The 19,939-nt window shown below is 43.2% G+C and carries 19 protein-coding genes; 5 read left to right on the top strand and 14 right to left on the bottom strand.

Annotation, left to right across the window (positions count from 1 at the left end; translation table 11 throughout):
* The first annotated feature begins 123 nt into the window (after positions 1-123).
* Positions 124-1,185, top strand: a complete 1,062-nt coding sequence (rsgA, locus tag RMY64_RS00740; protein WP_322699087.1) for a ribosome small subunit-dependent GTPase A — start codon at positions 124-126, stop codon at positions 1,183-1,185.
* Positions 1,186-1,344: 159 nt separating this feature from the next.
* Here rsgA and RMY64_RS00735 read toward each other — a convergent pair whose 3' ends face one another.
* From RMY64_RS00735 to RMY64_RS00700, 8 genes are all read right to left on the bottom strand, one after another.
* Complete coding sequence (locus RMY64_RS00735) at positions 1,345-2,352, bottom strand: aldo/keto reductase (RefSeq protein ID WP_322690139.1); 1,008 nt, start codon at positions 2,350-2,352, stop codon at positions 1,345-1,347.
* A gap of 175 nt (positions 2,353-2,527) precedes the next feature.
* Positions 2,528-3,364, bottom strand: coding sequence for an SDR family oxidoreductase (locus RMY64_RS00730; RefSeq protein ID WP_322699027.1), 837 nt, complete (start codon positions 3,362-3,364; stop codon positions 2,528-2,530).
* A 111-nt stretch (positions 3,365-3,475) separates the two neighbouring features.
* The gene (locus RMY64_RS00725; RefSeq protein WP_322682466.1) at positions 3,476-4,219 is read right to left on the bottom strand and encodes an SDR family oxidoreductase; all 744 of its coding nucleotides are present in this window, start codon (positions 4,217-4,219) and stop codon (positions 3,476-3,478) included.
* A 146-nt stretch (positions 4,220-4,365) separates the two neighbouring features.
* Positions 4,366-5,139 (bottom strand): SDR family oxidoreductase, encoded by a 774-nt coding sequence (locus tag RMY64_RS00720; protein ID WP_322699026.1) that lies wholly within the window; start codon positions 5,137-5,139, stop codon positions 4,366-4,368.
* Positions 5,140-5,196: 57 nt separating this feature from the next.
* Positions 5,197-5,694, bottom strand: a complete 498-nt coding sequence (locus RMY64_RS00715) for a cupin domain-containing protein (RefSeq protein WP_322699025.1) — start codon at positions 5,692-5,694, stop codon at positions 5,197-5,199.
* Positions 5,695-5,833: 139 nt separating this feature from the next.
* Positions 5,834-6,232 carry a cyclophilin-like fold protein gene (locus tag RMY64_RS00710; protein ID WP_322699086.1) on the bottom strand — a complete coding sequence of 133 codons (399 nt, stop codon included), beginning with the start codon at positions 6,230-6,232 and terminating at the stop codon, positions 5,834-5,836.
* A 16-nt stretch (positions 6,233-6,248) separates the two neighbouring features.
* Positions 6,249-6,404 (bottom strand): hypothetical protein, encoded by a 156-nt coding sequence (locus tag RMY64_RS00705; RefSeq protein WP_322699090.1) that lies wholly within the window; start codon positions 6,402-6,404, stop codon positions 6,249-6,251.
* Entirely contained in the window at positions 6,370-6,771 is a 402-nt protein-coding gene (locus tag RMY64_RS00700) for a cupin domain-containing protein (RefSeq protein ID WP_322699024.1), read from the bottom strand. The genes RMY64_RS00705 and RMY64_RS00700 overlap by 35 nt, the downstream gene beginning before the upstream one ends.
* 209 nt (positions 6,772-6,980) lie before the next feature.
* Here RMY64_RS00700 and RMY64_RS00695 point away from each other — a divergent pair, with 209 nt between their 5' ends.
* Positions 6,981-7,964 carry an AraC family transcriptional regulator gene (locus RMY64_RS00695; protein ID WP_322699023.1) on the top strand — a complete coding sequence of 328 codons (984 nt, stop codon included), beginning with the start codon at positions 6,981-6,983 and terminating at the stop codon, positions 7,962-7,964.
* 1,234 nt (positions 7,965-9,198) lie between these two features.
* Positions 9,199-10,092, top strand: coding sequence for a nitrogenase iron protein (gene nifH, locus RMY64_RS00690; RefSeq protein ID WP_229464468.1), 894 nt, complete (start codon positions 9,199-9,201; stop codon positions 10,090-10,092).
* Positions 10,093-10,261: 169 nt separating this feature from the next.
* On the opposite strand, the gene RMY64_RS00685 is transcribed toward nifH, so the two are convergent.
* Positions 10,262-10,558 (bottom strand): hypothetical protein, encoded by a 297-nt coding sequence (locus RMY64_RS00685; RefSeq protein ID WP_322669940.1) that lies wholly within the window; start codon positions 10,556-10,558, stop codon positions 10,262-10,264.
* 228 nt (positions 10,559-10,786) lie between these two features.
* Entirely contained in the window at positions 10,787-12,880 is a 2,094-nt protein-coding gene (locus tag RMY64_RS00680) for a TonB-dependent receptor (protein WP_322699022.1), read from the bottom strand.
* 537 nt (positions 12,881-13,417) lie between these two features.
* On the opposite strand from RMY64_RS00680, the gene glgX reads away from it, so the two are divergent.
* Entirely contained in the window at positions 13,418-15,544 is a 2,127-nt protein-coding gene (gene glgX, locus RMY64_RS00675) for a glycogen debranching protein GlgX (protein WP_322699021.1), read from the top strand.
* A 76-nt stretch (positions 15,545-15,620) separates the two neighbouring features.
* Here glgX and RMY64_RS00670 read toward each other — a convergent pair whose 3' ends face one another.
* The gene (locus RMY64_RS00670; protein WP_322699020.1) at positions 15,621-16,175 is read right to left on the bottom strand and encodes a hypothetical protein; all 555 of its coding nucleotides are present in this window, start codon (positions 16,173-16,175) and stop codon (positions 15,621-15,623) included.
* Between the two features lie 12 nt (positions 16,176-16,187).
* Complete coding sequence (locus RMY64_RS00665) at positions 16,188-17,045, bottom strand: hypothetical protein (protein WP_322699019.1); 858 nt, start codon at positions 17,043-17,045, stop codon at positions 16,188-16,190.
* 333 nt (positions 17,046-17,378) lie between these two features.
* On the opposite strand from RMY64_RS00665, the gene RMY64_RS00660 reads away from it, so the two are divergent.
* Positions 17,379-18,005 carry a Uma2 family endonuclease gene (locus RMY64_RS00660; protein ID WP_322699018.1) on the top strand — a complete coding sequence of 209 codons (627 nt, stop codon included), beginning with the start codon at positions 17,379-17,381 and terminating at the stop codon, positions 18,003-18,005.
* 11 nt (positions 18,006-18,016) lie between these two features.
* Here RMY64_RS00660 and RMY64_RS00655 read toward each other — a convergent pair whose 3' ends face one another.
* Both RMY64_RS00655 and petJ read right to left on the bottom strand, forming a co-directional pair.
* Positions 18,017-18,940, bottom strand: coding sequence for a tetratricopeptide repeat protein (locus RMY64_RS00655; RefSeq protein WP_322699017.1), 924 nt, complete (start codon positions 18,938-18,940; stop codon positions 18,017-18,019).
* A 176-nt stretch (positions 18,941-19,116) separates the two neighbouring features.
* Positions 19,117-19,452, bottom strand: a complete 336-nt coding sequence (gene petJ / locus RMY64_RS00650) for a cytochrome c6 PetJ (protein WP_322670045.1) — start codon at positions 19,450-19,452, stop codon at positions 19,117-19,119.
* Between the last annotated feature and the right edge of the window lie 487 nt (positions 19,453-19,939).

The raw sequence follows: 19,939 nt of genomic DNA, 5'->3' as shown, positions 1-19,939 counted from the left end.
CTTTTCTACAGGAATGAAAACTAGAATTCACAGACATTCTGGTGCGGGTAGTTCTCCTGCATAGAAGTGTCTTCCTCTGTGGAACCTTGTGCAAAACAAGTAGCACACATCGAGGAAACATCAATGAATTTGGATTATTTAGGCTGGAGTAACTTTTTTGCTCGCAGCTTTGAACCCTATCGCTTACAAGGATTTAGCGTTGCTAGGGTTGCCATTGAATACAGAAATACTTACACCCTCTATAGCGAACAAGGGGAACTTTCAGCAGAAGTTTCAGGTAAATTGCGGCATCGTGCTTCTCAACCACAAGATTTTCCCGCCGTTGGAGATTGGGTTGCGATTAGTGTCAGAGAATCTGAAGGACGAGCCACTATCAACGAGATTTTACCCAGGAAAAGCAAATTTTCTCGCAAGACAGTAGGTAGTAAAACAGAAGAACAAATTGTTGCAGCGAATATTGATACAGTCTTCTTAGTCTCAGGATTAGATGGCGATTTTAACCCAAGAAGAGTTGAGCGTTATCTGATTCTGGCTTGGGAAAGTGGTGCAAATCCGGTAATTGTGTTAAATAAAGCAGATTTGTGCAATTCTCTGGAAGAGTATTTAACCCAAGTAGAAGCAGTTGCTTTGGGTGTACCAATTGTAGTTTTAAGTGCCACCAATCATCAAGGATTGGATGCCTTAAAACCTTACTTACAACCAGGACAGACAGTTGCTTTGTTGGGGTCTTCTGGTGTTGGTAAATCCACCATCACTAACCAACTGCAAGGTGCATCTGTGCAAGTTGTGCAACCAGTACGGCAAGGTGATGACCGAGGTAGACACACAACAACTAATCGTGAGTTGATTTTGCTCTCTACTGGCGGATTAATTATTGATACTCCAGGAATGCGGGAAATCCAAATTTGGGCAGGTGATGAAGGTTTGCAAGAAACTTTTGCAGACATCGAAACCTTGGCGCAAGAATGCCATTTCCGAAATTGTCAGCACAATAACGAACCGGGTTGTGTCGTGCAGCAGGCTTTGGCTGAGGGAGAACTTGATTATTCTAGATTTCTTAGCTACCAAAAGTTACAAAAAGAACTTGACTACCTTAACCGCAAACAAGACCAAAGGGCGCAATTAGCTGAGAAAGAACGATGGAAGAAGATTCATAAATCTATGCGAAATCATCACAAACGCTAGTAGTCTGCCAACCCAAAAATGCGCTTGTGAGGACTGGGGAAAGGGGAAGGTGGGGCCCCCTTTCCCCTTTTCCCCGCCAAGTTCCCTTGGCAGACTACTAGAGGCAGGGAACCAGTCATACCTTACCTTGCCTACTATACGGCTTAACTTAGTGCCAGTTTAACGACCGGTCATTTGTTCCAGCTTTTCGGGATACCGAGCGCCTTGCACCGCGATCTTGGAGGCGGCGTCATCGATGTCACGCAGATCGTCGGGTGTGAGTTCAACTGAGACTGCCCCGATGTTTTCGTCCAAGCGATGCAGCTTTGTGGTGCCTGGAATCGGAACAATCCACGGCTTCTGGGCCAGCAGCCAGGCGATCGCAATTTGAGCAGGTGTCGCTTGCTTCCGTTCGGCGATGCTGCCGAGCAGATCGATCAGGGCTTGATTTACTTTGAGAGCCTCCTTAGTGAAGCGAGGCAGGGTGCTGCGGAAGTCGGAGCTGTCAAAAGTCGTGCTTTCGTCGATCTTGCCCGTGAGAAAGCCCTTGCCCAAAGGGCTGTAGGGGACAAAGCCGATGCCAAGTTCCTCCAGGGTCGGTATCACTTCCGCTTCAGGCTTTCTCCACCACAGTGAGTACTCGCTCTGGAGAGCCGTGACTGGCTGAACGGCGTGGGCGCGACGAATCGTTTGCACTCCTGCTTCTGAGAGTCCAAAGTGCTTCACTTTACCTGACTGAATCAGTTCTTTCACCGCTCCTGCCACGTCTTCGATCGGCACGTTCGGGTCAACTCGGTGCTGATAAAGGAGGTCGATCGCCTCGACCTTGAGTCGCTTGAGCGAACCCTCTACGACTTCCTTAATATGCTCCGGTCGGCTATTCAATCCGGGTGAACCCTTCATCCCACGAGGATCGGAATTCGGACTGATGTCGAACCCGAATTTGGTGGCGATCGCCACTCGATCGCGGAAGGGAGCGAGGGCTTCGCCCACCAGTTCTTCGTTTAGGAACGGGCCGTAGACCTCGGCGGTGTCAAAGAATGTAATGCCGCGATCGATAGCGGCCCCCAGAAGAGCGATCATCTCTTGTGTGTCTTTGGGTGGGCCATAAGAAAAGCTCATTCCCATACAGCCCAGCCCGATCGCCGAGACTTCCAGATTACTGTTTCCAAGTTTGCGCTTTTGCATTTTTTGAACTCCTGTCTTTGATTTAAAGGTGAATTAAAGGTCGGAACTGTCCTACTTCAAGATCGGGTCTGGTATTGTTCATCGCTGATTTAGTCCACAGTCTTGATCGATCTGTTGCTGAATGGCGATGTGCATCATGTCCGTAGATTTGATGATGATGCTTCTTGCGCGATCGCTAGAACGAACCATCTGTTGATTTCGATAGCTCTTCATGGGCGCGCGTCGCCTGCAACCGTTCCTCGACAGCCGGTGCGATCGTCGCAAGGGCATCACTTCCGGCAACGAATAACTTCGGCGGATTCTCCATCCCGGCGATTTTGACCAGAGCATCGCCCAACTTTGCTGGATCACCCTGCTGCGTGCCGTTGTAGACCGACCAAGTGTCCTGAACGTTGCCCTCGGCGGCATAGTCTTCGATGGCGTTGCTGGGCCATCTGACATTCCGGTCATCCAGAAGATCCGTGCGGAAGAAGCCAGGTTCGACAAGCGCGATCTTGATGCCGAACCCCTCCACCTCGGCTGCGACCGACAGCGAGATGCCCTCGACCGCAAACTTCGATGCGGCGTAGGCAGCACAGTGCTTAAACCCGACAACGCCAGCAACGGAGCTAATGTTAATGATGTGACCTGACTGCTGCTGACGCATAATCGGCAGCACAGCACGCATGACGTATACCACACCATAGAAGTTTGTCGCGAACTGGCGTTCGATCTCGGTCGTGGTCATCTCTTCAAAATTACCAAGCAGGCTGTAGCCCGCGTTGTTAACCAAAACGTCGATGCGACCGAACCGATTCACTGCCTCCTCGACGGCTGTTTTCGCCTCTACCTCGTCGGAAACGTCCAACTGAACAAATGCAAGATTCTCGCTTGCAACATCGCGCAAGGCATTACGCACTTTGTCGAGGTTTCGGCCAGTCGCAACTACACGGTCACCGGACTGCAATGCCGCCTTCGCGGTTCCGGCTCCAATGCCGCTGCCAGCGCCTGTGATAAACCAAACTTTGCTCATGATTATTCTCTTTATTATTCAGTTCTTAATCAGGCCTTGTTCGTCGCTGACCTGTTCCATCCACTCGACGGTATTACCGCAGCAGTCGTTGCCTAACCACCAGCACTATCCTTACCAAGGCTGCGTGGTTGGGCCAATCGTAAATTCGTTCACGTTTGTATCTTCTGGCTGGTCAATAGCAAATGCCACAACATTGGCTACTCGATCTGGTGAGATGCCATACTGCTCATACAACTGAGTCATTTTTTCAGCCATATCTTGGCTGGTAATCTGATTTAATAGCTCAGTGTTAATTGCCGCAGGATAAATTGTCGCAGTACGAATGTTACTCCCCTCTTGAGCAGACTCCATGCGTAGAACTTCCATGAAATCGCGCACGAACCATTTCGTCCCACCATACACTGCACCACCTGGATAAGCTTTTAACCCAGCAACCGATGAAGTTGTAATAACATGCCCAGACTTTTGGCTAATAAACGTTGGTAACACAGCAGCGATACCATTTAGTACACCCTTGATATTGATATCAACTGTTTGATTCCATTCATCAGTTTTCAATGCAGAGAGTGGAGAATTTGGCATTATGCCAGCGTTCAAGAAAATAACATCAACGCCTCCAAATCTTTTCTTGGCAAGCTTGACGATTTCAGCATTATCAGATGGGTTAACCACATCCATCACTTGATAGACTGCTTGTCCGCCATCTGTTTGAATTTCATCAACCAGTTTTCTCAATTGGCGATCGCGTCGCGCGCCCAATACGACTTTAGCGCCTTTGCTTGCAAGCAATTTCGCAGTTGCTTCACCAATCCCTGATGAGGCGCCGGTAAGAATCACAACTTTGTCTTTAATCATCTGATTCCTCTTTTTGTTGAGTAACTATTGAGTTTCGCTTTCTTCGGATTTGCTAATCAGTGGCTAAGGGCACGCTGACGGTTCGATGTGGCATCAGCAAAAACTTTTCTGGTAATACCGCAAAGTCGGCAGTTGGCGACGAACAATCACTGCACTGTTTGACCGCCATCGACGACCAAGGCGTGTCCGATGATAAAGGCAGCCGCGTCTGAACACAGCCAGACAACGGCATTGGCAATCTCTTCGGGCTGGCCCATCCGTCCAACCGGCTCCTCCGAGATTACCTGCTTGCGTCCTTCAGCAGTGCCGCCAGTGAAGCGATCCATCATCGGTGTGTTAATGTAACCAGGGGCAACGGCGTTGACGCGGATGTTTTGCGAGGCATAATCGAGAGCCGCCGACTTGGTGAGTCCGATTACGCCGTGTTTTGCGGCGGTGTATGCGGCTCCGCCCTTGATGCCTATGACCCCAGCACCCGATGATGTGTTCACGATCGCGCCGCCGCCTTGCTTGAGTAGCAGCGGAATTTCATACTTCATACACAGAAAAACGCCGCGCAGATCGATGTTTACGATCCGATCCCACTCTGACTCTTCGATTTGGGCTGTTGCTGCCTTTTTCTGCTCCACACCGGCGTTGTTGAAGGCAAAGTCCAGCCGCCCGAAGGTCTCAATGGTCTTGGAAAGAGCCGCCTTCACGTCCTCCGTTCGCGTCACATCGCACTTGACGGCGATCGCTCGTTTGCCGAGTTCTTCGATCGTGCGTGCTGTTTCTTGATTGCCCTGTTCTGAAACGTCGGCGACCACTACATTAGCGCCCTCACGGGCAAATGCCAGCGCCGTAGCTCGACCGATGCCGTTTGCTGCTCCAGTCACAAACGCAACTTTTCCTGTGTACTTTCCATTTTCGTTGGTTGTCATGATTTTTTTCCTTTAATTCTTTATCTAACAAGGTCTTAAAACTACCAGATGCGGAGATCAGTTGGGATATTGCTCGTCGCTGACATGCTCCAGCCAGTCCACAGGTTTGCCGTCGAGTTCTTCGTGAATGGCAATGTGCGTCATGGCTGTGGTGGCTGTAGCTCCATGCCAGTGCTTCAGTCCGGGCGCAATTCGGACAACATCACCTGGTCTGATTTCCTGAATTTGTCCGCCCCATTGCTGGACATAACCAGACCCAGCAGTCACAATCAGAGTCTGTCCAAGTGGATGGGTGTGCCATGCTGTCCTAGCACCAGGCTCGAAGGTTACACTAGCGCCAGCCGTGCGTGACGGGTCGCGTGCTGAAAACAGAGAATCGATGCGGACGGAACCTGTGAAATATTCGGTTGATCCTTTAGTAGAAGGCTGCGAACCTTTCCGAGTAATCTCCACTGTCCGTGTGCTATTATCTGATGTAACTTGTGTCTGACCCGCATGAGCAAGCGCCAAAGTAAGCAGGGAAAATGACACGATAGTCGTCGCAAGCAGTTTCATTTCCGTCTCCAACTTTCAGGTTTTACTAAACAATCTCTAGGGAAGATGGACTAACCTGGATATCACTTGCATTTGAAGGCGAAATGTTCCCAGTTCCATGACCTGTAGCCCTCCTAATGCGAAAGGCAGATCGCCCTCTTTATTGCGATTGAACAAGCTCGATTGTCACTTCTACAGAGCCAGGCACATTGAATGCTTCTACGCCAGCATCGATCTTGCCGATCGCGATGATGCCGGGATCGGGGATTTCCTCTCTATCGTGGCGATAATAAATAGCCACATCAGGGCCGGGAGACCAGTAAATGACATCTCCAACTTCATAGGTTTTGGTTCGCTCTCCCTCCTCCGAAATTGCTCTCGGCAGGTGGGCAAACTTTTCTCTTCCAAACAAATCGTTCATCGTCAGCGTTAATGGCAGCAGGGAAACAAAATCCTGAGTGGTTTTGCTGTCGATTAAAGTGGCTGTAACAACTTTGTCTTTGACCTTGATATTTATCTTCATACTGTCTGCCTGCTTGGTTGATATTTCAGTCGGCATCTTCAACGAGGCACTGCTAGTAATACTGTTGTCGGCAAGGCAGGCTGAGTAATTCAGGGACATCACTAGGGCGAGAACCAAAATCAGCCTTCTCTGCTGGCAGTTTTTCCCCTTGATGGGAAACCATCTCAACAGCACTAAGATATTCCTCCATACTGCTCGTCGCTGACATGCTCCATCCAGTCCACAGGTTTACCGTCGAGCCATTCCTGAATAGCGATGTGCGTCATCGCCGTGCTTGCTGTGGCACCGTGCCAATGCTTCTCACCCGGCGAGATCCAGATTGCGTCACCCGGTCGAATTTCCTCGATCGCGCCACCCCAGCGCTGTACAAGACCACAGCCAGCGGTGACAATCAGAGTTTGTCCCAATGGGTGCGTGTGCCATGCTGTCCGAGCGCCAGGCTCAAACGTGACACTGGCTCCAGACGTGCGTGCTGGATCGTGCGCCTCGAATAGGGGATCAATGCGGACAGTGCCGGTAAAATAATCAGCCGACCCTTTGGCAGAAGGCTGTGAGCCACTTCTTTTGATGTCCATTTTCTTAATTCCTTCACTTGATATAATTTTTGTGGCTAGGAGGCAAGCCTCTTACCCAATCAAAACTGAGTTTTTTATTAAATAAAAATCCAGAATGCTTATAAGAAGCCGAAATCATTTTTCATTGCTTTAGCTTTATTCTAAGAATCTTGAAGAACAAGTAATAGGACGATCGTCTAAGATAGTTGTACAATTCTGCAAACTTAGAAATGAACGCTGCCAAAACGAGTGAAAAGCCCGATCGCGATTTAATGAACGACTTGCAGGCAAAGCGTGAGGCAGACAGAGCGCAAGCCAATAGAGACGAACTGAAAGAGCGGATTGCACAGGCGATTCGTCATGATGGGACGATTGAGCCGCTCAAAGGTTTGCACTTCAACCGCGCCTCTTCGCCTTCGGAATGCGTTCATAGTGTCTCTATCCCTGCGTTTTGTGCGATCGCTCAGGGCAGCAAAGAAGTTCTTTTGGGTAGCGATCGCTATCAGTACGACCCAATGCATTATCTGCTTGCTACGGTCGAACTGCCAATTATCAGCCAAATTCTGGAAGCGTCCAAGGCGCAACCGTTCTTTAGCCTTCGCCTCGATCTTGACCCCACTCTTGTTGGCTCAGTGATGGTCGAAGCAGGGCATCCCTCATCGCGCAGCCGTGCTGATGTGAAAGCTATTGATGTAAGTCCGTTGAATGCAAATCTGTTGGACGCTGTAGTGCGGCTCGTCAGGCTTTTAGATTCCCCTGCTGAAGCTCATGTTCTCGCACCACTGATTAAACGGGAAATCATTTACCGACTCTTGATGGGAGAGCAAGGTAATCGGCTCCGTCATATTGCAGTTTTGGGTGGCTGCACCTACCACATCGCCAGAGCCGTCGAGCGACTTCGTAAAGATTTTAACGAACCGATCAAGATTGAAAGCATTGCACGAGAACTGGGAATGAGTGTATCGGGCTTCCACCATCACTTTAAATCTGTCACTGCCATGAGTCCCTTGCAGTACCAAAAGCAACTGCGGCTCCAGGAGGCTCGCCGTCTGATGCTGGGGGAAAAGCTTGATGCTACCAGTGCTGCCTACCGCGTGGGTTATGACGATGCCTCGCATTTTAACCGGGAGTACAAGCGGCTGTTTGGTGCGCCACCGATGCGCGATGTGGAGCGGCTGCGAGAAGCTACTAGGGAGACTACTAGTTCAATATGATGACAAAATTTTTGACTGCAAAAATAAGAATTTATGTTTTCTTTTTCAAACATTAGTTTTAAATACTTTTATCAAATTTCCAAAAGTATCTAACTGCACATATTGGCTAGGATAAATAATTTCATTAACTAGTTAATAACGAGGGTGTAACCTATGACTATTAAAGGTTATAAAAATAATCTTATATTAAATAGATAAATAATTTGAGATTCGGCAAATTAATTAGTGGGATGTATGTTATGGTTTTTATAGGAATCAAACAAGTGAAAACACAAAAAGACTTCAAGACAAGTTTGAGGCAAACTCAAGAAAGTTTTTTTGCTCTGGTAAGTCCCCTTCAATTCGCTACATCTTTTTTTAACGAAAATCTAAAACTAGATTGAGTAGGATAGTAGCCTTTGTAACAACTTGAAGTCAATCAAAATTTATCTGGGTACGAGCCAATAAGAGTTGGCTAACCTAGCTAGAGCATTACCCGCCAAGGCAATTACTCTTGGAGTCTGGGAAGAAAGACTCTTAGTACAGCCTGACAATTCAATAGAAATACAGAATATTTACTAACTTCGTCTTGCGGAAGTAAACGTTTTCAACCGCAAACTAAGTTGAAGCAGTTGCTGACTTTTGGAACGAAAACTTCAAGCAGAATGGTGTCTTTCCATAATTTCTAGGAATTTAGCCATCTGTCAAAAATCACCAAGATATTATCTAAGCCGAAGTATCAGATGTTGTCTGTGCAGATATTATATTACTGCACTGCTAGCTACCACTTTTAGGCTGGAATTTATCTTGCTGCATCAATCACGAAACGAGAAGCACTATAGATTTTCTTGGTTACTTGACATCAGCAAAATCAGACAAGTTGTAGCAACCATTTAAGAGTGGATTGCAATTTGGTTGGTTGTGTGGTTCAAGGAATAAATCTGCGTTCATTTGAATTCCTGCTGCAACCACTCTTGAGGCTTGAGCAACCATTTGGGATTCGTTGCAACAACTGATAATGCTGAAGTCATAGTTTCAAAGGCTTTGTTATTAAGAGATTAGATTTATCTATCTCTTAAGCCATCGCTTCGTGGGTAAATATGTTCTGATTTTAACTGCTTTTGCCAGGATGCGATGTCTAGCGACAAGTCGCTACGCGTCTACGCCAATAGGCTCTACTTCCCTACGACGCCAAGGGTAAACAACTACATCAAGCTTACGACTCATCAATTAAATCATTGTAGGAAACACAACCATGACTGACGAAAAGATTAGACAAATAGCTTTCTATGGTAAAGGCGGTATTGGGAAATCTACTACTTCTCAAAATACCTTAGCAGCAATGGCTGAAATGGGTCAACGCATTCTAATTGTTGGTTGCGATCCGAAAGCTGACTCTACCCGTTTGATGCTACACAGTAAAGCTCAAACAAGTGTTCTGCAATTGGCTGCTGAACGCGGTGCTGTAGAAGATATTGAACTCGAAGAAGTAATGCTTACTGGTTTCCGCGATGTACGTTGTGTGGAGTCTGGTGGGCCTGAACCTGGTGTGGGTTGCGCTGGTCGTGGTATTATTACCGCTATCAACTTCTTGGAAGAAAACGGTGCTTACAAAGATGTTGATTTTGTAAGTTACGACGTTTTGGGTGACGTTGTGTGCGGTGGTTTCGCTATGCCTATCCGTGAAGGTAAGGCACAAGAAATCTACATCGTTACCTCTGGTGAAATGATGGCGATGTATGCAGCTAACAACATTGCTCGTGGTGTTCTCAAGTATGCTCACACAGGCGGCGTACGCTTGGGTGGTTTGATTTGTAACAGCCGTAACGTTGACCGGGAAATCGATTTAATCGAAACCTTGGCAAAACGTTTGAACACCCAAATGATTCACTACGTACCTCGTGACAACATTGTTCAACACGCAGAATTGCGCCGGATGACTGTTAACGAGTACGCGCCTGATAGCAATCAAAGTAACGAATATCGGATACTAGCTAAAAAGATCATCGACAACGACAAACTCGCTGTCCCCACCCCCATTGAGATGGAAGAGTTAGAAGAGTTGTTGATTGAATTCGGTATTCTTGAAAGCGACGAAAATACCGCAATGCTAGTTGGTAAGTCTGCTACTGAAGCACCCGTAAAGTAGTATCAATTAAATAATGGTTTAGGGTGGGCTGTTGCCCACCTTTCCTCTAATTTTTGCATTTCTTTGTTTGAATCCTTAATAGAAATATATAGCGATCGCTCGTTCCCTGCAAGAAGCCGCTACGCATTTATATAGAAGAGATATTTCCAGATTTGAAAGCTATATATCCCTACTCCCAAGTGGAAACATCTCGCAGCAAATTAGGAATTTCTCCTTGAGATAAGGGAAACTCTAGTAAAGTTTCTCTAATACCCAAATATCCCGATTCAGCAAACGATAAAAGCATTCGTGAAAGCGCTAGCCAAACCTCCGGTTCGTATTCCCAATCACGATAACGTGAAGCTTGACCAGCTATTGAACGTAATGCCCAAAAATAAGAGTTTCTTACCACCGAACCACCTTTTTTAAACTCTGGCAAATCTTCGTGGTGGATAAAAAGTATTTTATTTTCAATTTTGGCTCTCATAACAATTTTAGATTTTAGATTTTAGATTTTAGATTAAAATAAATTTTAAGTAGGGGCATTATGGCTTTAGCTTAACGCACTGTGTTGTACGGTGGTGCCTTACCTTTACTACAAAAATACTGTCAAACCTAACATTCTATCCTTATAGGAAAGTGAGATTTTCCAAATCATGTGACAAGATATAAGAATGTAGAGACTTCGTAATGATAAAATCTCTACATTGAATACCTAAAAATTGGCGTTTAAACCCAGACGAAAAGTAAATCCAGGGCTATATATGCGATTAACTCGCTCATATTGCTCATCCAGTAGATTTTCTAAGTAAACTGTTAGTCCTAAATTGCTAGTTAGAGGTATACGCCCGCTCAAATCTAAATTCACGAAAGACGGTGCAAAATCTGTAGGCTTGTCATTAGAGTTAGCAAAGATGGATCTGCGAGCGCCACTATTGTAGGTAACATACAAGTTAGCTTGCCAACCTGAATTTTCATAACCTACACCAGTTTGCAGTACAGAGTAGGGAATTAAACCTAATTGTAAACCTTTCTCTGTCCCTGTTTTTATTTGGGAATCTGTATAAGTATAGTTGAGGAAAGTTGACCAGCCAGTGGCAATTTTTAATTGCAATGCAGCTTCTAAACCATTGGTATCTACTAATCCAATGTTTGCCCATTTTCCAGCGATGACTCCTAAGCGATCGCCTATACTACTACCAAAGTAAGTAAACTGTCCAATCAGATTTTGAGAAAAATTAACATCGATTCCTGCACTCCAAGTAGAGCCAGTTTCTGGTCTTAAATCAGGATTAGGTTCCCAACCATGAACTGTATCATAAACATACAACTGATCTAACCCAGGATTGCGTTGTGCCCCTGCCCAACTTCCACGCACTGCTATTAATGGTGTGACGGCGTAACGTAACCCAACACTAGGGTTGAGATAATTTCCAAATTGGCTGTCAAAGGTTTGCCTTAGCCCTAAATCTATCAGAAAGTTATCGCTAATATTCCAAGTATTGACAGCAAATAAAGCTGTATTGAATAAACTCCTATCTTCAGTTTCATTTTTGGCAATATTACTAGGATTTGTACTCAAAACATCACCGGTTAAGTCGGTGTTTTTTAAATCTAATCCCCAACGCAATTTATTATTCGCAGTAATTTTCCACTCATGATCTACCCTGGCTGTAAGTTGTTGGGTATCTAAAGCTCCTGTACGGTAAAACGATCCTGTAGGGCCGTAAGTGCTGAAATAATCTTGGTTATAACCAATTGAGGTTGTTAGGTTAGAGCTTTCGCCATTACCTAACCGAGTTTTCCAAGATAAGCCAATATTTAAACCATCGTGGTCTAATCTATCTCTTTGGAGAGGAAACCCAAAATAAATTAAGCCACGACGACTGCTGAGTGCAGTAACATCTAAATTCAGAGAATTTTTTTGATTTAAATCTACTCCGATGCTACCAAAATAGGTACTTGTAGCTGTGTCTGCATTTGATAAAAATCCCTGTTCGTCACGATTTGCTGCACCTACAGGAACGCGGTAACGGTTATCTGTAAAAAATCTTTCAAAGCTAAAGTTGTACTTGACTTTATCGGATGAACCACCATAAGTCACTTGTTGATTATTTAAACTCAATGAGCCAAATTCTGCACTAGCACTCAATTTAGGTTTGCCATAACCTTCCTTGGTAATAATATTCACAACTCCCCCAAAGGCTGAGGAACCAAATAAAGCGGAGGCTGTGCCGCTATATAATTCGACTCGTTCAATCGCCTCTACAGGAATGCTATTTAAATCAGTTCCACCATGATAAATGTTGACATTAGTGTTAATTTGTCTACCATTAATCAAAAATACAGATTGATTAATTGAGGCTCCCCGATAGTATGTACCTGTGTGAATATCTGCACCATGACCGACATCATTGATTGCAAAACCAGGCATTCTTTTCAAAATATCGGCTAAACTTGCAGCACCCTGCTTCTTAATTTCTTCTCGATCGATTACGTAAGTTGGAGTAGATTGGGGTAGGTTGTCTGGTTCTGCGATCGCTTCTATCGAAATGTCTGCATCATCGCTCGGAGTTTGCTCTGCTTCTGGCTGAGTTTCTTCTGGATTAACTTGAATTGGTACAGATTGTTGAGATAATAATTCGGCATTAGTGGCGGGTAGCTCAATTTCACTCAAACTCGGAATATCTGAAATAACTTCGGTTGATTTATTAGTATTTCTCTGCTCAATTTCACTCTCAACAGCATAACTAGGAGATGCTATCAGTAAAGGTAAAGCAACTGTTAGCAACAAAAAATCCTTTTTCACGTTCTCTTTCACACCAAGTAAAAACAGTTACTACGTAGCATTGTGGCTGTAATAGTAAAATCGTGTCAAAAGACACGCTGTCATATTTCTAAAGACCGGATGAGACTATTTGTCAAATTACTATGTGTTAGACTCTAGAGCGATCGCATTTAAAGAAGGTAGAACGGGATTTGACCTAGATGATTTGGAGCCATGTAAAGAGCCGTACCTTGCAGGAAACTGTGGCAATAGTGAGGGTTTTAAACCCTTGCTCTTTACCGTTAGCGCATCCTAACGCAGGCATCGCTTTACTGAAGCAGATTGCGCGGCGTGTCGCAAACAGCGCAGTTTTCCTTCAGTCTGTTGCCCTCTACATTAATTTTTCCCACTTAAGGAATAGAGATTTTATTACTAATGATAGAGTCAATAATATTATTTTGAAGTTAAACTTGAGTGTTATTGACTTATAAAGAATTATTAGTAACTCTTAGATTTTAACTAATTATTCAAAAAAGTTGAAGTCAATAATATTTGCCGAAAAACTAATATTCAAGATTTATGTATGTAGCTTTATGGCCGGGAAATGTATATCCTTTAGGTGCAACTTGGGATGGTAAAGGAACAAACTTTGCTTTATTTTCGGAAAATGCAACAGGGGTAGAGCTTTGTTTATTTGATAACGATGACGAAGAAATCCGCTTGCCTTTGACAGAAAAAAATAATTTTGTTTGGCATGGTTACTTACCAGGAGTTGGCCCAGGTCAAAAGTATGGGTTTAGAGTGCATGGGATGTGGGCACCGGAAGTTGGTCATCGATTCAATCCAAACAAACTATTAATTGACCCCTACGCTAAGGCAATTGACGGTGAGTTTAGTAACGATCCAGCTGTCTTTGGCTACTCTCTAGACGCTGAGGAAAAAGACTTAGTTTTTTCTGAACTAGATGATGCCAAAATAATGCCCAAGTGTGTTGTGGTGGATCAATCTTTTGATTGGGAAGGCGATAAACTGCTTGCTACACCTTGGTATAGAACTGTTATTTATGAAACTCACGTCAAAGGTTTTACTAAACTACACCCAGCTATTCCAGAAGAGTTGCGCGGCACTTATGCCGGTTTGGCACATCCTGCTGCAATTCAACACTTACTGCAATTAGGAATTACAGCAGTAGAGTTGATGCCAGTACATCATTTTTTATCTCATCCGGGACATTTAGAAGGAAAAGGATTAAGCAATTACTGGGGCTACGATTCCATCAACTATTTTGCTCCCTATTCTAGTTACAGTGCTAGTGGGACTGGGGGAGAACAAGTCGCTGAATTCAAGCAAATGGTCAAGGCACTACATTTTGCCGGAATTGAAGTGATCTTAGATGTAGTCTACAACCACACTGGCGAAGGAAATCATTTCGGGCCAACGCTGTCTTTGCGAGGTATTGATAATTCTGTATATTACCGTTTGGTAAAAGACGATCCTCGCTACTACATGGATTTTACAGGCTGCGGTAACTCTCTGAATGTGCGTCATGCTCAAGTTCTGAAGTTAATCATGGATAGCCTGCGCTATTGGGTAACAGAAATGCATGTAGATGGCTTCCGCTTTGATTTGGCCTCGGCGCTGGCACGGGAATTATATGAAGTAGATAATCTATCAGCTTTCTTTGATATTATTCATCAAGACCCAATCTTGGCAGATGTGAAGCTGATTGCTGAACCTTGGGACTTAGGAGAAGGCGGCTATCAAGTCGGGAACTTTCCACTGCGTTGGTCTGAGTGGAATGGAAGATATCGGGATACAGTCAGAGATTTTTGGCGTGGTGTAGATGATAGTTTAGGACAATTTGCCTACTGTTTTACCGGTAGCCCTGACTTGTATCAAACAAACGGGCGCAACCCAAATGCAAGTATTAATTTCATAACTGCTCATGATGGTTTTACGTTAAATGATTTGGTCAGCTACAACGAAAAGCATAACGAGGCAAACGGGGAAGACAGTAGAGATGGTGAAAGCCATAATAGATCCTGGAATTGTGGTGCAGAAGGCGAAACCGACGATCCAGAAGTGATGCGTTTGCGCGAACGGCAACGACGAAACTTTTTAGCAACCCTAATGCTATCTCAAGGTGTCCCAATGCTATTAGAGGGGGATGAAATTGGCTGTAGTCAAAAGGGAAATAATAATGTCTACTGCCAAGACAATGAGATTTCTTGGCGGCATTGGGATTTGCACAAAGCGAACTCGGATTTATTAGACTTTACACGCGAACTAATTAATTTTCGCCATCAGCATCCAGTATTCCGACGACGTAAGTGGTTTCAAGGCCGTCCCATTCACGGTTTAGGTATCAATGATATTGCTTGGTTTAATTCTGATGGCAGTGAAATGACTGAGCAGCAGTGGCTAGTTAGTTATGCCAAAGTAATGGAGATTTTTTTGAATGGGCAGGGAATTGCTACTCCAGGCGATCGTGGTGAGCGGATTATTGATGAAAGTTTTCTGATATTTTTTAACGCTCACTACGAGTTAATTGAGTTTGCTTTACCCGATGACTTTAAAGAAAAGGTATGGGAGATAGTAATTGACACTAATGAACCTCGCTTTTTAGATCGGGGAAAATTAGTTTCCGGCTCTCAAACTGTACCAGTTTCAGATCGCTCTCTGATGGTGTTACGCCTTATTAGTTAGCAGTATGAGGAGAAAAAATACTCAATTTTATAGAAAGAAAAATATATTTTTCTTTCTATAAAGTTGCTAGAATGCCTCAATAATTTTTACTCGTAACTCTAATTAGAAAACGCAGAGCTTCATTTACTGCTTCCGAATTAGGAAACATTTCTGCAACATCAGGTTCTAAAAAAACTGTCAATTTTTCAAAATTATTAAAATTATATTCACCTCTGATCGTATTAGTGTCTACCAAACCCTGATTTGATTGAGGTTTATTTTGAATTGTGATTGTTTGAGAAGATGCAGCATTTAATTTATTAGCTAGTGATTCCCAACTAGTAACTTTCAGATTAAAGTGAGCCTTTGCATCCCGTAATGTTTTAAACTGTTGCTTTAGAAAATCAATAGTGTAAATATGCTTTTGATATACCTGTTTCTCTACATTTAGGTCTGACTCAACCATATCAACTACTTCATTAATAAGTCGGTCATGATTTTCGGCAATTTGAGCAGCAGCGCCTAAAATTCGAGAAGTTGCTGTTATCTGTACATCTGTCTCTTGTTTAAGGCGATCGGCAATACTGCGAATTTGATCTCCCAGCCTCGCTTTACCTTGTTTTTGCGTGGTTGGTAGTGATTTTTTGTTCATAGATATGCTTGTTTATTCAGAAAGTATGTCTTTAATTGCCAGCCAGATGCGTTTAAATTTTTGTACTAAATTCATAGGATTGTTAGTTGTTTCTTCTTCCACCGAATCAACTAGAGATTGAATTCTATCCATACGCTCTGCGACAACATAAAGATTATTTACTGCTTCATCCTTACTTGCTAAAGAGTCACGCAGTAGCACAACCATCTGGGCAATTTCTCGTTTTAGTTTTTCATTCTCGGCTTTCCGGCGCGTTTCCCATCCCTTAATGCTAGCTTTGGAACGACGCTCATGCTTGAGTTCTGCTTTAGCTTCATTGTATAAAGTCAAATATATTTCTCGTTCAGAGTTTACTGACTCATATTTGGTAAGTAATTCTGTTGCTCTCGCTTTTTCTTCGTTGTAGAGACAGAGCATTTGTTGATGACTTTGTTTTTCATCCACAAAGAACTGGTAATTTTGAGTGACTCGCTCTTTTAACTCATCAGCTTCGAGTTGACAAGTTTGAATCTCTCGCTGGTGAACATGAACTAACTGGGATATTTTCGCTTTTTCTTCGTTATAAAGGTAAAGCGTCTTTTGATGATTTTCTTGCTCATCAATATAGAAGCGATAGTTTTGAGTAACTTGCTCTTTTAGCTCATTAGCTTCAATTTCGTAAGTTTGAATCTTTTGCTGAACATGAACCAGTTGGGATGCAGCTTCTTCATTATGTTTCGCAAGTTTTCGCGCCTCTTCAAGATTGGCACGAACAGTCATCAATGAAAGTTTAAGCTCATGATAAGAAACTGGTTCTTTCTGCTGTGAGCGAGGATTATTAACAGCGTTGTCATAATTAGAATCTCTGCGATCGCCTCTTTTCATTGGCATAATTTAAGTTCCTATGTAAATATTTTTTATATTTAAATATAAATATTTAGTTTAGCCGAGATAAACTCATTGAAGTGTGATCTGGGTTCTACTAGTAATATGATCTGACTCTAGATTGAGATATGTTTTATTCTGTCTTAGGCGTTTAAATTTCCAGACGAGCGATTTTCAAGAGCTAGAGAGATCGCGCTTCATAAGTAAGCTAGGCTCCAAAAGATGAAGGGAATAAACCTAAAACCTTCGTACCAAAGTTATCTCTGTTTTTTTTGCAAGCACAACCCCGGTTAAAGTACGCTCTATAATCGTTAGCATTGAGACGAATCGCAATAATTTATGATTCAAGCCTTACGCAAACTAGTTACATTCGATCAATTCGTTGCTAAATATCCTGACAACACGGGAAAACGTCATGAATTGCATGATGGAGTAATAGTAGAGATGCCGCAACCCACAGGCGACCATGAAGAGGTAGTTGGATTTTTAGCTTTTGAAGTTACTAGAGAGTGTATTCGTTTAAATCTCCCCTACTTCATACCCAAAACAGTACTAGTAAAACCGCCTGAAAATGAATCGGCTTACTCACCAGATGTACTGATATTAAATCGCCCCAATTTAGTGAATGAACCTTTATGGAAAAAAGAATCTACTGTAAGCCAAGCGGAATCAATACCTTTAGTAGTTGAGGTAGTAAGTAGCAATTGGCGTGATGATTATTTAAAAAAAGCTGCTGATTATGAGGGTGTAGGCATCCCAGAATACTGGATTGTAGATTATGCTGCTTTAGGCGGTAGGCGATTTATTGGCAACCCCAAACAACCAACAGTCTCGCTTTTCACTTTAATTGAGGGAGAATATCAAGTCAGCCAGTTTCAAGGTAGCGATCGCATTATCTCACCTCTTTTCCCCGAATTAAACTTAACCGCCGAACAAATTTTTCAAGCTGGTAAATACTCTGCATAGCGCTGACAGTATTACAAAAGAGCGATTTCTGTTACAGACGAAATTTGTTGTCGCAGATTCTTCAGTAAATCTAAAGTTTTTTCGTAGGCAACTCTCTTTCCTTGGTTTTCAAAGTACTCGGATGCTTTTTGTAAATCAGATATAGCTCCTAAGTGATATCCTAAGCGATACTGAGCTACTCCCCGATTAACATAAGCTTGACCATTACTAGGATTAAGTCTGATGACTTGCGAAAAATCACGCACTGCACCCAAGTCATCTCCGTTTCGGCCGCACACACAAGCCCGGTTAAAGTATGCTCTATAATCGTTAGCATTGAGGCGAATTGCTAGATTAAAGTCGAGCATCGCAGCTTGGATATCTTGCAAGACAAAATGCGCTAAACCTCGGTCATTATAGATATCTGCAAGCAGTAAGCTGCTGATTCGAGGAATTTGAGTTAGGGCTAAATTAAAGTCAAGAATTGCCTCTGAGTCTTTCCCATCACCAGCACGGGCTAGCGCTCGGTTGTAATAGGCTCGAAAATCGGATGGTTTAAGTGTAACGGCTCGGTTATGATCGACAATGGCAGCTGGATAATCCCCTTGTCTGTAGCGTGCTACTCCCCGGTTCAGATAAGCCTCGAAGTTATCCGGTGCAAAATTTATCGCTTGAGTACAATCTGCGATCGCTTGATGGTAATCTTGTAATTGCAGATAAGCAAGACAGCGATCGCTATAAGCGACAGCCAAATCTTTCTTAAGTTCAATCGCCTGGTTGAAATTCTCTATTGCTTCCTGATAATCACCGCGCCGCATCTTATCTACACCCAACTCTAAGAAATCACCGGCTATTATTTGGGTAATTAAAATGGGTGAAGAATGTGCAGGTAAAGTCAAAAAAGTCAGAGGAAAAGCAATAATTATACTGAAAATTAATCGCCAGAAATTACTCATAATACCAAATGAGGATAGGTAGTATTGTTTGATATTTTTGGAACAGTCTTTTTATAAAGACTATTAATCCAAAATCCTAAATTGGTATATGCATCCTGTTTGATAATTGCGGCAACTCTAAGATTAGCGGGACAGAAAGCCCCGCCAATTGTTAATTTTTGAAGTTAAATTTTAGTCTACTTCCAACCATTATCTGCTTGTGAAAGCACATAAGCCGCTACATCTTCAATTTGGTTAGACTTCAAACGTTTGCCGAAAGCGGGCATAGCATTTTTACCTTTTGTAACCTGGGAAATAATCGCCTCTGCTGAGTACAAACCATTCTTTTGCAAAGCCTCCTTCTTCAGGTTTTTGTCAGCTTGAACCAGATTCTTTCCTCCTGCGTGACAAGAGGCACAATTGGCACTAAATACTTTAGCTCCACTAGCAGCATCTGCTGCCAATGCTGGACTACTGAAGGCAAATGTGAAGATTGCTATGCCTAACAGTATGACTGTAATCATTTTTTTCATTTCGTGTTCTCTCTGCAATAACGGCTTATTCGGTGCAATATCCTCCATAATTGTCAGTTGAGCCGCTGCCATAGTCAAATGACAAGCTGTCAAACTTAGCCCAAAAATTTTTTAAATTTTGCTTAATAAAAATTTTCAATTACGTCTGTAATTGCATTATGAAGAATTCTGCGTTGATTCCCCGTTCTATGATTAAGATATCCGTAAGCAACTGCCACTTACAATACTTTGCAGGAAGTGTTTTTAAAATTTCACCATGCAATCCTAAAGATTATAAACCTGGAGTTATTTAAGTATATTTTATAATAATGAAATGCTGAAAAAACTTATATTTTACGTATTGATATAGTAATTCAGTTTGATTACCGAATTTACTTACGTGGGCAGCAAACAGGAAATAGGAAAAAAGGCATAGCTCCGTACTGAGTCTATCAAATAGGAGTTTTAGCTCGCTAAATTATAATTATGAAAATTTAGTAAACTCTAC

The organism is Nostoc sp. DedQUE08, from assembly GCF_034530895.1.
Classification (GTDB): domain Bacteria; phylum Cyanobacteriota; class Cyanobacteriia; order Cyanobacteriales; family Nostocaceae; genus Nostoc.
Note: the sequence above shows the minus strand (reverse complement) of the source record. Positions and strands in the feature narration are given on the sequence as shown.